The organism is Clostridium sp. AM49-4BH (assembly GCF_003478335.1).
In the GTDB taxonomy this organism is placed as follows: domain Bacteria; phylum Bacillota; class Clostridia; order Lachnospirales; family Lachnospiraceae; genus Butyribacter.
The window spans coordinates 59,328-73,104 of sequence record NZ_QUFB01000001.1 but is presented as its reverse complement, the minus strand read 5'-3'; the positions used below and the strand labels follow the sequence as shown (position 1 = coordinate 73,104).

Below are 13,777 nucleotides of genomic sequence, written 5' to 3'. Positions count from 1 at the left end.
TATATATTTAATTCGAATATTAAAACGCTGTTACTGATCTGCCGGCAAAATATGAGCGTTCTTCAGATCCTCTATCATATATTGCAAAATAGCATCTTCATTTTCATACGTTTCTTTATCAATCCAAGTTACATCCCGTTCACGCCGAAACCAAGTAAACTGACGCTTTGCAAAATGTCTGGTTTCACGCTTGATCCGTTCAAATGCTTCCTCAAAAGAACAGCTCCCCTGCAGTGCATCAATAATTTCTTTATAACCAAGTCCCTGCATCGAAACCATATTCGGAGTGATCCCTTGCTGCAATAATCCTTTCACTTCGTCCACTAAACCGTCCCGCCGCATCACATCAACTCTGCGGTTGATACGGTCATATAAGATTTCCCGTGGCAGACTGAGTACGTAATATCGAAACTGATACGGCGATTTTTTTTGCCGCTCCTGTTCATTATGTATTGATATCTTTTCCCCCGTCTGATGATTAAATTCCAGCGCACGTATCACACGTTTCACGTTGTTAGGATGAATCTCGTCCGCGGCCTCCGGATCAATTTTGGCCAATCTGGCATGCAGCACATACCCCCCCTGTTCTTCTGCAATCTTTTGCAGTTTTTGACGATACTCTATGTCCGTATCTGTTTCCGTAAAAGATATATCATACAATACAGATTGAATATAAAACCCGGTACCACCCACTAATATCGGAATCTTATGTCTGGCATAAATATCTTCCATTGCCTCTTTGCATTTCTGTTGAAATGCCATCACATGAAAGCTGTCTGAGGGATCCATAATGTCGATCAAATGGTGCGGTACTCCATCCATCTGTTCCTTTGTGATCTTCGCCGTGCCAATATCCATTCCACGATAAACCTGCATCGAATCTGCAGATATGATCTCACCCTGTATTGCTTTGGCAAGACCGATCGATAATGCTGTTTTTCCAACCGCGGTCGGTCCTGTCAATATAATAAGCGGTCTTTTTGTGCCTGTGTTGTCCTTCGCTGTCATTCTTTTTCCTCCAACTTGTCAGATCAAAAGATCAGACGATTCGTTTAAACTTCTTTTCGAGTTCTCTTTTGGTCATTCGTATCATCGTCGGTCTGCCATGCGGACAATGATATGGATTATCCAAAGACATTAGCTCTCTCATCAGCTCTTCTGCCTGCCTAAAATCCAGTTCGTTATTTCCTTTTACAGCCGCCTTGCAGGACATGGATGCTATTTTGTCAAGCAGGATTTCCGGGGTATCGACACCACGCTGCCTTCCACAAAGCGCCAAAGCTTCTACAAACAATGCCTGAACTTCTATTGATGGCAAATGTGCCGGTATACCGCTGATTGCATACTCTCTTCCACCAAAAGATTCGATTTCAAAACCAAGCTCACGGAACAATTCCTGATGCTCCTTTAATGCCTGCTCTTCCTGCATCGACAAGCTTAAGATCATCGGTGGCTGCACCATTTGGATCATCGGCTGTTTCTCTTGGAGTTGTTTCATAAAGCGTTCGTACAACACTTTTTCATGCGCCGCATGCTGATCTACTAAATACATCGCATCTTCATACTGTAATATCCAGTAGGTCTGAAATACCTGTCCAACAATGCGAAGTTCCCGCAGTGCTTGATCTTCTAATGCTCCCTGCTCTTCAAACATGCTTGCCTGCTTGACATTTTCGATCGTTGCCGCCGCTTCCACCGCAGGGGCCTGTGGCTTTTCGTCGGTCTGTTTTTCAGATTCCGTTGCTGTCACAGAGACCTGTGGAGCGTCTTTGGATCGTTGCTCCGCAGAATAGACCGGTGCTTCCTCACGAAGAACCGCCTGAAGATTCGGCACACTCTCGGATTTTTCAACAGATTGCTGCGATATCGGTTCGCTCACAATTTTTTGAGCATGCATGATTCCTAACTGTTCCGCTTCTTTCTTTTCTCTTTCTGCCAGATCCGCACCTATTGCGTTTTGTTTGGATCCCCGTTCGTCGGAAGCAATTACGCCAACCTGCACTTTTTCTTCCTGCCTGCGTTTTTTTTCAAAAAATTCTGCGCCACGTTCGCTATTTGATACTTTACTTTTTTCAGTAACTAAGGAAACCTCCGGAATAAATTCCCTTTGCTTAAGCCCCTCTGAAACTGCATGAAACACGCTCTGAAAAATTTCTTTTTCTCTGGTAAAACGAATCTCCATCTTCTGCGGATGCACATTCACATCAATATAAGCCGGATCTATTGTAAAATGCAGAGCTGTAAATGGATAGCGATGCTGCATTGAATACGGTGCATACGCCTCCTCAATCGCGCGATGTATCACTTTGCTCTGAATAAATCGTCCATTGATAAAGTAATTCATATAATTACGGTTTCCTCTGGAAATAACAGGCTTGCCAAGGAATCCTTCAACTTCACAAAACACTTCTTCCCTATGCACTTCCAAGAGATTTGATGCGATATCCCGCCCATAAATATGGTAGATCACATCTTTTAATTTGCCATTACCCGGCGTGCTGAGTTTGGTCTGATTCTGTGCAATAAAACGAAACGCCACTTCCGGATGAGACAAAGCAAGGCGCTCTAATACCGTGCTGATATAACTGGTCTCTGTCGGCGATGATTTCAAAAATTTCAGTCTGGCCGGCGTATTATAAAATAAATTGTGGATCAAAAACGTTGTCCCTTCCGGACAGCCAACTGCTTCTAGCGTTTTCTCTTCACCACCCTGTATCACATATCGATTTCCCATTAATGCTTCTTTTGTCTTAGTCACCATCTCTAACTGCGAGACTGCTGCCACGCTGGCCAACGCTTCACCGCGAAATCCCAGACTGGAAACTCCCAAAAGATCTTCAACTCCCTTGATCTTACTGGTCGCATGCGGCGTAAAGGCAAGCACAATATCCTCTTTGGCAATTCCGGTTCCATTATCAGTGATACGGATCAACTCTTTTCCGCCATCCTTCACCTCGACCGTAATCGCATTTGCCTGCGCATCAATCGCATTTTCAACCAATTCTTTTACCACTGCCATCGGCCGTTCTATCACTTCCCCGGCAGCGATCTGATTGATCGTATTTTGATCTAATACATGAATTTTCGGCATAAGTACCTCACATTCTTTCCTTCAACTTCATTTGCATACGATACAATATGTTCATCGCATCGATCGGCGTTATCTCGGACAGATCCAGATCATGCAGCTCCAAAATAATATCATCCATTTTGATATTAGTATTAGAGGCATCAAACAAAGAAATCTGTTCCATGTTTTCTTTCTTTTTGCGTTTATGTTTATGGGCTGTCTGCTGTTCCACGCCATATGGATACTCCGGCAGCTCCTCCGTCTCTACCTCGATCTCTTTTGCCTTTGCTGTAATATCATTATCCGACAACTGCTTCACCAGTTCCCTGGCACGGCGAAGCACCGTCTCCGGCACCCCCGCAAGTTTTGCTACCTGAATACCATAACTGCGATCTGCGCCCCCTTTTACAATTTTACGTAAGAATACAATATCCTCTCCCTGTTCCTTAACGGCAATGCAATAATTATCTACACTCGCCAGTTTTCCCTCTAATTCTGTCAATTCATGATAATGCGTTGCAAATAATGTTTTAGCACCGAGAAGTTTGGTATTGGCAATATGTTCGATCACTGCCCACGCTATGCTTAAGCCGTCAAACGTGCTTGTTCCGCGGCCAATTTCATCCAAAATGATCAAACTCTCTTTCGTCGCATTACGCAGTATATTGGCTACCTCTGTCATCTCTACCATAAAGGTACTCTGACCACTCGCCAGATCGTCCGAAGCCCCGACACGGGTAAATATACGGTCTACTACACCTATTTCTGCAGAACTTGCCGGTACGAAAGATCCAATCTGTGCCATTAAAACAATAAGCGCTGTCTGCCGCATATAAGTTGATTTACCCGCCATGTTCGGGCCGGTAATTATGGCAATGCGGTGCTTTTTCTCGTCCAGTTCCGTATCATTGGCCACAAACATGTCATTTGGAATCATTTTTTCCACCACCGGATGTCTTCCATTCTTAATAGATATTGCCCCTGAGCGGCTGATCACCGGACGGACATATTGATTTTGCTCTGCAACAAGAGCTAATGAAGTAAACATATCGACAGCCGCAACAATCTTAGCAGCGAACTGCACTCTTCCGATTTCCGCATAAATACGTTCTCTCACCTCATTAAATACATCATATTCCAGATTATTTAATTTATCTTCTGCGCCTAAGATCATATCTTCCAGTTCTTTTAACTTGGGCATCGTGTAACGCTCGGCATTAGCAAGCGTCTGCTTTCTGGTCCATTCCTCCGGAACCAGCTCCTTATAAGAATTAGTTACCTCTAAATAATATCCAAACACTTTATTGAATTTGATCCGCAAGTTTTTGATACCTGTGCGCTCTTTTTCTGTCTCTTGCAGTTCACTGAGCCACTCCTTGCCATCTCGTTTAGCTGCCCGTAACTTATCAATTTCCTCGTTGTAACCCTCACGAATGATACCTCCCTCCCGCATAGCAAGCGGAGGTTCATCCTCTATAGCCGCCTGTATCAGATTACAGATATCTTTAAGATCGTCCAACTCCTCACCGTACTGTTTTAGGTGTGAATGCTCAAACGTCATTAAAATATATTTAATCGACGGAAGCATGGAAAGCGACTGCCGAAATGCAACAAGATCTCTTGGATTTGCACTACGGTAACTTATCTTACTGATCAAACGCTCCAGATCATAGATTGGTGCCAGATACTCCCGCAATTCTTCGCGGTTGATAATATTTTCATTTAATTCTTCTACCATGTCTAACCGACGGTCAATCTCCTCCGGATCGACCAATGGCTGTTCGATCGAATTTCTTAACAAACGTGCACCCATAGCCGTTTTCGTCTTATCCAATACCCAAAACAAAGATCCGCGCTTCGCTTTCTCGCGCATTGTTTCACAAAGTTCGAGGTTTCTTCTGGTGGCACGGTCCAGTAACATAAACTGGTTGGCTGCATATGGTTTGATCGTTCGAATATGATCCAAAGAAATTTTCTGCGTCTCCGTCAGATACTGCATAACTGCGCCTGCGGCAACGATTCCAATTGAATAATCATCTAATCCCAATCCACTTAAAGTACTGACACCAAAATGTTCCTGCAGCGCTCTGCGGCAGCCGTCCTCATCAAAATACCAGTGATCGATCGCTGACACGGTTATTCCGAGTCGCCCCCGCAGATCTTCAAGATCAATACCGGATACCACAAAACTATCGTTGCAGATGATCTCCGACGGCATCGTCTTACCAATCTCATCCAACAGTTTATTTTCTGTATCAAACTCTGTTACGTAATAATCTCCGGTTGTAACATCTACATACGAAACACCATACGCATTGGTCGTATATACAATACACATCAGATAATTATTTCTCGACTCATCCAGTGTATTAGTATTCAAATTCGTTCCTGGCGTTGCCACGCGGATCACCTCACGTTTGACCAAACCTTTGGCTAACTTCGGATCCTCCACCTGTTCACAAATCGCCACTTTATAGCCCTTGCCCACCAATTTGTCAATATAAATATCTGCAGAATGAAAAGGAACACCACACATAGGAGCGCGTTCCTCTAAGCCACAGCTTTTGCCGGTTAATGTCAGATCTAATTCTTGCGAACAGGTCTTGGCATCTTCAAAAAACATCTCGTAAAAATCCCCTAAACGATAAAAGAGAATACAATCTTTGTATTCTTCTTTGGTTTCCATATATTTCTGCATCATTGGTGTAAGTGGCATGATATCCTCCGTTTATCTGTCTATTATGGTCTGCGCTTCAAAGTCCGCAGCACGAATCCTGCAGCTTACAGGCATCTTCCCCGTTCGACCTTATTTGAAATAATGAGCAGCACGATAAGCCGAGTTCTGTATTTGACAATCATCTATCTAGACCTGCTGTTGCCAACAGGTTCAAGCAACCTACCCGGAACACGACGGGCCGCCGTATCATCCCTGTTCGGTCTTGCTTCGGATGGGGTTTACATCTGCCATTTTTGTTACCAAAAATGCGGTGAGCTCTTACCTCGCCGTTTCACCCTTACCTATAAAGGCGGTTATTTTCTGTTGCACTTGCCTGGGAGTCGCCTCCACCGGACGTTATCCGGCATCCTGCCCTATGAAGCCCGGACTTTCCTCACCTGCGGCCTTTCGGCACTTGCAGCCGCGATTGTCTGTGCTACTCATTCAGAGCATATTTTAGCACGTAGCTCCTAAAAAGTAAAGTCTCCTGCCATCCGGATAAACAAGCAAAATTTCTTATTTGCCATCCTTTTGACAAGAGACTTCAAGATCCTATTAGAGGAACAGATAATATACTGCCCCCGCGCACTGACACAACAAGATCAAAGGCATTCCTACAACAAAATACCAATGTTTTGTCTTGTGGCGAAACAAATACATTCCTGCCCATGTTCCGATACTCCCTCCAAGCAGACTCACAATGAATAACATGCGTTCCGGTATACGGAAACGATGCTTGATCGCTCGCCTCTTGTCAGAATACATCACATATAATCCGACTATGTTCATAAGCAGCAGATAGCCGCCAACCACAATTGGTTCCATCGCTTACATCTGCTCCAAATAAGCTGCATAACCAAGTTTATTTAATTTTTCATCTTTGGCAACCACCTGATCCTTTAAGCCTTCTTTATAAGCAGCCAGTTTATCCTGCAACGCAGTATCTGAGATTGATAACATCTTTGCTGCCAAAATCGCTGCATTTGCTGCTCCATTGATAGCAACCGTTGCAACCGGTATTCCAGAAGGCATCTGTACAATAGAGTACAGAGAATCTACTCCACCGAGTGATTTTGTATGAATCGGAACGCCGATAACCGGAAGTGGGAAGATCGCTGCACACATTCCCGGAAGATGCGCTGCTCCACCAGCACCTGCAATAATAACATCAATGCCTCTATCTTTTGCAGTTTTTGCATATTCTACAAAAACATCCGGCTCTCGATGTGCTGAGATAACATTCATCTCATAATCAATCCCGAAATCTTCCAACATTTTTGCAGCTTTGCTCATAATCTCAAGATCTGAATCACTACCCATTAAAATTCCTACTTTTGCCATTTCTACACCATGCCTTTCTCGTTCAGTCATAACTGTTATTCTTCCTCTAGCAAAAACTCCGCCAGCACTGCATTGCTGACATCCCGTCCCCGCTTTGTCAGATAGATTCTATCACGATTCTCATTTTCTGCCAATAGGTTATTTTCCAAAAGCATCGGCAAAACCGTTTGGTATTGTTTCCGAAAATCAGTGCTAAACCACTTATTGTATTCTGTCAACGAAATTCCGGAAGTCATTCGAAGTCCCAAAAATACAAACTCTTCCATTTGCTCTTTTTTCGTCACAACATGTCGTAAACCGGAATGATCTTGCGGCAATTCCTGCAGATAGACGGACAACTCTGTTTCATTTTGAAATCTTGCCCCTTCAAAATAAGACGATGCTCCAAGCCCTAAACCTAAATAATCCCCCATACGCCAATAGGTTGTGTTGTGTACACATTCTTGGCCGTTCTTCGCATAATTCGAGATTTCATATCTGTGATAACCGCAATCAGCCAGATATTCCTCCGTTATTTCGTCCATTTTGCGCTCGGTATCTTCATCCGGCAAGTCCAAAAGACCTTTTTTAGCCTGTGCAAAAAAGGCTGTCCCCTCTTCCAAGATCAAACTATATGCTGATATATGTGCCGGAGAAACGGCCGTGACCGCCTGCAGTGTCCTGCGGTAACTTGCTATATTCTGCCCCGGAAGCGCAGCCATGATATCAACATTAAAATTTGTTAAGGAAGCCTTGTGCAGCAGATCTACGGTCCGCAAAAAATCTGCAAACGAATGTATCCTGCCTAGCCGCTGCAATTCTGCGTCATCCGCAGACTGTAAGCCCACACTTACCCGGTTTACTCCCATCTCCTTTAGTACACTAAGTTTGTCTGCATCCACTGTTCCCGGATTCATCTCCACCGTAAATTCAACATGGCGAGTCTTATCCGGCTGATACAAGCTCATAACCGCCTTTTGCAGCGTCTGTAATTGCCCGACAGAAAGGCTTGTCGGTGTTCCTCCACCCACAAACAAACTCGTTACTTCATAATCAGATATCCGCTCTTTCCAGTATTCGCATTCACGAAGCAACGCCTCTACATATAGCGTTTTGATCCGTTCCTCTGCCGGTGCCGACAAAAAATCACAATAGTAGCATTTCTGTACACAAAACGGTATATGTAGATATATCGCTACTTTTTTCTTTGTCATAATGTTCTCCTATGCTCTCACAGTACACACAACAAAATATGCCGGTTCGAATTTATTCTTCATCCAATTTCAAAACACTCATAAATGCCTGCTGCGGAATTTCTACATTGCCAAACTGACGCATTCTCTTCTTTCCCTCTTTCTGTTTCTCTAACAGCTTTCTCTTACGGGAAATATCACCACCATAACATTTTGCCAATACGTCCTTACGCATCGCCTTTACCGTCTCTCTGGCAATGATCTTGCTGCCGATCGCCGCCTGAATTGGGATTTCAAACAACTGTCTCGGAATCTCTTTTTTGAGTTTTTCGCACATTTTACGGCCGCGTTCATATGCCGTATCTGCATGCAAAATAAAGGATAGCGCATCAATTTCCTCGCGATTGATCAAAATATCTAACTTCACTAGGTTCGACGGAACATATCCCTTCATTTCATAATCTAACGATGCATAGCCTCTGGAACGGGATTTCAGTGCGTCAAAGAAATCATAAATAATCTCGTTTAACGGCAGCTCATATTTTAAGACCGCACGAGTCTCCTCCAAATATTCCATTCCAAGATAAACACCTCGACGTTCCTGACAAAGATTCATGATCGCTCCAACATATTCTGTCGTAACCATGATCTCTGCTGTCACAACCGGTTCCTCCATATGTTCAATCTCAGAAGGATCCGGGAGATTAGACGGATTGGTCACTTCGATCATCTCGCCATTGGTTTTATATACGTGATAGATAACACCCGGTGCTGTCGTCACAAGGTCCAGATTATATTCACGTTCCAAACGTTCCTGTACAATTTCCAAATGTAACAGTCCTAAAAATCCACAGCGGAATCCAAATCCCAATGCCACGGAAGTCTCTGCTTCAAATTGCAATGCAGCATCGTTAAGCTGAAGTTTCTCTAGAGCATCCCGAAGATCCGGATATTTTGCTCCATCGGATGGGTAAAGTCCGCAATAAACCATTGGCTGAACCTTTTTATATCCCGGAAGCGCCTCTTTGCAAGGGTCACTGGCAAGCGTAACCGTATCGCCCACTCTTGTATCCTGTACATTTTTCAGACTGGCTGTAATGTATCCAACCATTCCCGCCGACAATTCGTCTGTTGGTATAAACTGACCGGCACCAAAAATACCAACTTCTACCACTTCTGCCTTGGCACCTGTTGCCATCATTAATATCTGCTGCCCTTTTCGAACGGTTCCATCAAAAATGCGGCAAAAAATAATAACACCTTTATATGCATCATAAATAGAGTCAAAGATCAAAGCTTGTAATGGGGCGTCCGGATCACCATTCGGTGCAGGAATCTTTGAAATGATCTGCTCCAGCACTTCATCGATATTCGTTCCCATTTTTGCTGAGATCAATGGTGCATCTGATGCATCCAAACCAATAATATCTTCAATTTCTTCTTTTACCCGCTCCGGTTCTGCACTCGGCAGATCAATTTTATTAATGACCGGCATGATCTCCAGGTCGTGATCCAGTGCCAAATAACAGTTAGCAAGCGTCTGCGCCTCAATTCCCTGCGCTGCATCCACGATTAAGATCGCACCTTCGCATGCCGCAAGACTACGTGAAACTTCGTAATTAAAATCTACATGTCCCGGTGTATCGATCAAGTTAAAAATATACTCCTCGCCATTTTTCGCCTTATAAACAATGCGAACCGTCTGCGCCTTGATCGTAATTCCACGCTCCCGCTCCAGATCCATATTGTCTAACACCTGAGCCTGCATCTCTCGGCTGGTCAAAAGTCCTGTACGCTCAATAATCCGGTCTGCCAATGTGCTTTTCCCATGATCGATATGCGCAACGATACAAAAATTTCTAATATGTGATTGATTCGTTCTCTCCATTATTATCTCCATTCTACCGGAAAGCTTTGTAACATGTGCTTTCTGTATTTTCTTTTGCGCATAAAGTATAGCACAGTTACCCTGTTTCCCGCAAACAAAATTGCAAAAAGCGGCTGCCATTTCCTTTTGTACCCATAAATTAGTGAAAATACCGTTTTCTCTTTCAAAAAATGGGAACCGTTATTTGTTTTTTCCGGAAAGCACCTGATGCAGCACATCTGCTAACGGTGTCATTGCATTTTTGGCTTCTTCCACGGTATTATTTTCATTACCAAGCTCTATCAATAGAGAGCGCTGCTTCATATGTAGATTGTAGCGATAATTTTTCAGATAGATCGGCTTTGCAAAACCCGGGTATGTTTTCATGCAGGCAATCTTCATTTGAAGACTAAAGGCTAGATTTGCCTGTAGATTATCATTATGTAAATATGCGATGTTTCCCTTTTGATTACGGGACAATCCATTAAAAAACATGACCTGTGCGGTACGTTTTCCTTTAATAGACGTTAATCTGTGCACTTTATTGCCCACACCATCCCGGTGAAGATCAATGATCACCTGTATATCCGGGTATTTTTGAAGCAATCTCTTCACTCCATCGCCCGACTGATTATACGCCTTATTGCGATCAATACTTCCTTTCACCATATCATATTTTGTTTCATCATGAATCACATGATATCCGTATTTACGCGTTAATATCTGTGCCAGCTCTTCCCCCACTCCCACAATGCTGTCTTCATCTTTATTTGCACGGCTATTTGCAAATCGTTCCGATGCCGCATGCGTATGATAGATCAATATTTGTGGTGTCTTTTTTTTCTTTATTTGCATCGACATCTTTAATAGTGTTTTTGGTTGAAATATCTTCTTATCTACGGAAGTCGAAGAATCAATAATATAAAAATTCTTCAACAGATACTTCGTGTCCATATTTTGGTATAGTTTAGAAATCTTTTTTTGTTCTAACGTTTTGTTTCCCTTATAAGCAGTGAACAACTCTTTCTTTTGTACTTCCCTGCGTTTTGGTGCTTTTGATGTACTATTGACGGCAGTCTGCCTTGACGGTGAGACTGCTCTGTTATACTTAGTAATATCATTGCTTTTATTATTAAATACATATAATACTTTCCCTGTGGCACCGGCTTTGGACGCAGATGTTTTCTGTGATGATGTCTTCGTATTTTTCATCTTAACTAATGAGCTTTTCCCCGCTTTTTGCTGTTTCCATGCTGCCACTGTTGCCGCATTATCCTCTCCATTCCTTTGATCCTGCAGATAGTGTAATAGCGCTGTCTGTCCTGTAAGCAGCGAACTACCGGACTGTTTTTCGGCCATCTTACTGCTGGAAAAGCCAAATCCAACCAAATCCTTTTCCACCTGATCCTTAGCTTTGGCAAGCAATTGATACTGTCTATGCAGTCCAACGACCAAAATCCCGCTCCAAAGCAAAATCGACAAAAGTATGGTAAGTTTAATCCCGCATTTAATGGTCTGCCAACTCGTCCGATCCATGTTTCCTCTTTTCTATGCAAGTTTCCAAGGGTTTCTATCCTAGCTTATGATGCAACATAAGAAACTATTCCATCCCCGACTGGAATTGATCGATCCCTCCGGCGATCAGCTTTCCGATCTCACGGATCTGCATTTCAATATCTTTAGGTGTAACAAAAAGATCTTGAATGGACTGTTTACTAACATCCCTTAGAAACGTATCTATATCCTGCTCAGCCAGACCTTCTTTTTGGAGAAATTCTTCCATTGTGTTAATAACAATAGTATTAGCATCAACCACCGTAGGTACACCAATTGCGATTACAGGTATTCCCATTGTCTCCTGATTTACCGGAAAACGATGATTTCCAATACCTGCTCCCGGCGAAATTCCGGTGTCCGTAATCTGTATCGTATGGCATAATCTACGCACACTGCTGGTGGCCAGAGCATCAACGACAAGCAGCACATCGGGTTTGACCGTGTTAATAATACCACCTAATATTTCACCACTCTCAATTCCGGTCTGTGCCATAACCCCTGGAATCACTGCACTGAACATAACAGCAGGGTCTGTTTCCAGATGACGATTTACTTGAATGTGTTCTACAACATAAGGGCCGAGTGCATCCGGAGTTGCGAAACGATTTCCTAAACCGGTCACTAACACTGATAAATGATCTTTCACCGGCAGCAGACAATCTAAAATTTTATATATTTCTTTTTGGATCGTCTCCTGTGCTTCCAAGGATTGAAACTCCAGCGTAAAATAATCTCCAACCGGTTTCCCATTTGTTCTGCCCCATGCTGATCCTTAATAATGACACGTGTCACCAAAAGTTCTCCACCTGCCAAAGTATGCTTCTCCAAGCATACCCCATCAATTTCCACGGAATCTTCCGGAAAACTTTCTCGAACTTCAATCGCCAGATCCGTATGTTTCTCCATTGCCCTGTTATCCATCCCCATTCCTCCTCACAACAATGCTATAATTATTCTTACTCAAACTTCCCACACCTCAAATTCCCCACAACCACATATTGCTTATTATGTCATAATACTTGCGCATGATTTCTGCGCATAATGGAGTTTCAAAGAAACTCCAAAGATGAGCACTGTGGGCTCATTATGTCGGCAATAAATAGAATATTTTGCAGCCGATAAACTAAATTGTTCTGTCAGCCGAGAACTAAGATAATTGCCGCAGAACGCAATGTTTTTATAGTGATTTCTTATTTTGTTAAGTCTCTGATGAATACATGCCTGAAGGAATGCTTGAGATGTCCCGGTTTAGCAAGGTATCATCGATTTTTGGACGGGACGCTTTCGCTACGATGCGCTACGTCACGTTACTTAATGTCTCTAAGATACGAGACATAAGTAACGACGAGCGCAAAGTCCCTTTCAAAAATGATGAATACCTCGCTTCCGGGACTTCGAGTTCTCCGTAAGGCATGTAAATCATACATCAGAGACAACAAAATTTAGAAATCACGATAAAAACAAAATGCGGCAAGGCAATTACTATAGTTCTCGGATGGCAGAAACCACTTTTTAGTGGCTGCAAAATGCAATATAGTCATTGACATAATAAGCAATATGTGGTTTGAGCAATAACTTCCGGTATGGGAAGTTTGAGTTATTCTTAATTTTTCCACTTTTTTGAAATTTATGTATTGACATTCCTTGCTATATTCTTTATTATATATGAGTATGTTTACTCAAAGCCGACCGTGTCCGGTTTGATGAAACACAAAGATTTCACGATTGGGAGGTGTAAAAGAAATGGCTAACATTAAATCAGCAAAGAAGAGAATATTAGTTGAGCGCAGAAATGCTGAGCGTAACAAAGCAATCCGCTCCAAAGTTAAGACTGCTATCAAAAAGGTAGATGCTGCAATCGCTGCTAACGATAAGGCTGCAGCAACAACAGCTTTAACGGCTGCAATTTCTGAGATTAATAAAGCTGCAAGCAAAGGTGTTTATCATCAGAAGAATGCTTCCAGAAAAATCTCTCGCTTAACAATTGCAGTAAATAAAATTGCATAATTCTTTTTAGAAATATTACGGAGAAAAACCATCAATGGTGTGGATGG

11 protein-coding genes and 1 other RNA gene are annotated in these 13,777 nt (G+C 42.8%); 1 reads left to right on the top strand and 11 read right to left on the bottom strand.

Annotated elements, in window-relative coordinates; all coding sequences use genetic code 11:
• Positions 1-30: 30 nt before the first annotated feature.
• The 11 genes from miaA to DW981_RS14865 form a co-directional block, all read right to left on the bottom strand.
• On the bottom strand, positions 31-1,008 hold the full coding sequence (gene miaA / locus DW981_RS00350; RefSeq protein WP_118506367.1) for a tRNA (adenosine(37)-N6)-dimethylallyltransferase MiaA: 978 nt from the start codon (positions 1,006-1,008) through the stop codon (positions 31-33).
• A 31-nt stretch (positions 1,009-1,039) separates the two neighbouring features.
• Positions 1,040-3,091 (bottom strand): DNA mismatch repair endonuclease MutL, encoded by a 2,052-nt coding sequence (gene mutL, locus DW981_RS00345; RefSeq protein ID WP_118506366.1) that lies wholly within the window; start codon positions 3,089-3,091, stop codon positions 1,040-1,042.
• Between the two features lie 7 nt (positions 3,092-3,098).
• Positions 3,099-5,786: a DNA mismatch repair protein MutS gene (gene mutS, locus DW981_RS00340; protein ID WP_347474467.1), complete on the bottom strand. Its 2,688-nt coding sequence runs from the start codon at positions 5,784-5,786 to the stop codon at positions 3,099-3,101.
• Between the two features lie 99 nt (positions 5,787-5,885).
• Positions 5,886-6,229: RNase P RNA component class A (gene rnpB, locus DW981_RS00335), an RNA gene on the bottom strand.
• 112 nt (positions 6,230-6,341) lie between these two features.
• Positions 6,342-6,611, bottom strand: a complete 270-nt coding sequence (locus DW981_RS00330; RefSeq protein ID WP_022025264.1) for a DUF1294 domain-containing protein — start codon at positions 6,609-6,611, stop codon at positions 6,342-6,344.
• A gap of 3 nt (positions 6,612-6,614) precedes the next feature.
• The gene (gene purE / locus DW981_RS00325; protein ID WP_118506423.1) at positions 6,615-7,127 is read right to left on the bottom strand and encodes a 5-(carboxyamino)imidazole ribonucleotide mutase; all 513 of its coding nucleotides are present in this window, start codon (positions 7,125-7,127) and stop codon (positions 6,615-6,617) included.
• 35 nt (positions 7,128-7,162) lie between these two features.
• Positions 7,163-8,320, bottom strand: coding sequence for a radical SAM family heme chaperone HemW (gene hemW, locus DW981_RS00320; protein WP_118506365.1), 1,158 nt, complete (start codon positions 8,318-8,320; stop codon positions 7,163-7,165).
• 52 nt (positions 8,321-8,372) lie between these two features.
• A complete protein-coding gene (gene lepA, locus DW981_RS00315; protein ID WP_022025261.1) occupies positions 8,373-10,187 on the bottom strand; it encodes a translation elongation factor 4 in 1,815 nt (604 codons plus the stop codon).
• 180 nt (positions 10,188-10,367) lie between these two features.
• Positions 10,368-11,702 carry a stage II sporulation protein P gene (spoIIP, locus tag DW981_RS00310; protein WP_118506364.1) on the bottom strand — a complete coding sequence of 445 codons (1,335 nt, stop codon included), beginning with the start codon at positions 11,700-11,702 and terminating at the stop codon, positions 10,368-10,370.
• A gap of 64 nt (positions 11,703-11,766) precedes the next feature.
• The gene (gpr, locus tag DW981_RS00305) at positions 11,767-12,429 is read right to left on the bottom strand and encodes a GPR endopeptidase (RefSeq protein ID WP_243034620.1); all 663 of its coding nucleotides are present in this window, start codon (positions 12,427-12,429) and stop codon (positions 11,767-11,769) included.
• Complete coding sequence (locus DW981_RS14865) at positions 12,384-12,644, bottom strand: hypothetical protein (RefSeq protein WP_147352573.1); 261 nt, start codon at positions 12,642-12,644, stop codon at positions 12,384-12,386. Before DW981_RS14865 ends, gpr begins: the two co-directional genes overlap by 46 nt.
• 822 nt (positions 12,645-13,466) lie before the next feature.
• Here DW981_RS14865 and rpsT point away from each other — a divergent pair.
• On the top strand, positions 13,467-13,730 hold the full coding sequence (rpsT, locus tag DW981_RS00300) for a 30S ribosomal protein S20 (protein WP_022026205.1): 264 nt from the start codon (positions 13,467-13,469) through the stop codon (positions 13,728-13,730).
• The last annotated feature ends 47 nt before the right edge of the window (positions 13,731-13,777 follow it).

Bases quoted from the DNA above. Each gene is read 5' to 3' on its own strand.
- miaA (WP_118506367.1), bottom strand. From the start codon at position 1,008: ATGACAGCGAAGGACAACACAGGCACAAAAAGACCGCTTATTATATTG.
- mutL (WP_118506366.1), bottom strand. From the start codon at position 3,091: ATGCCGAAAATTCATGTATTAGATCAAAATACGATCAATCAGATCGCT.
- mutS (WP_347474467.1), bottom strand. From the start codon at position 5,786: ATGCCACTTACACCAATGATGCAGAAATATATGGAAACCAAAGAAGAA.
- DW981_RS00330 (WP_022025264.1), bottom strand. From the start codon at position 6,611: ATGGAACCAATTGTGGTTGGCGGCTATCTGCTGCTTATGAACATAGTC.
- purE (WP_118506423.1), bottom strand. From the start codon at position 7,127: ATGGCAAAAGTAGGAATTTTAATGGGTAGTGATTCAGATCTTGAGATT.
- hemW (WP_118506365.1), bottom strand. From the start codon at position 8,320: ATGACAAAGAAAAAAGTAGCGATATATCTACATATACCGTTTTGTGTA.
- lepA (WP_022025261.1), bottom strand. From the start codon at position 10,187: ATGGAGAGAACGAATCAATCACATATTAGAAATTTTTGTATCGTTGCG.
- spoIIP (WP_118506364.1), bottom strand. From the start codon at position 11,702: ATGGATCGGACGAGTTGGCAGACCATTAAATGCGGGATTAAACTTACC.
- DW981_RS14865 (WP_147352573.1), bottom strand. From the start codon at position 12,644: ATGGATAACAGGGCAATGGAGAAACATACGGATCTGGCGATTGAAGTT.
- rpsT (WP_022026205.1), top strand. From the start codon at position 13,467: ATGGCTAACATTAAATCAGCAAAGAAGAGAATATTAGTTGAGCGCAGA.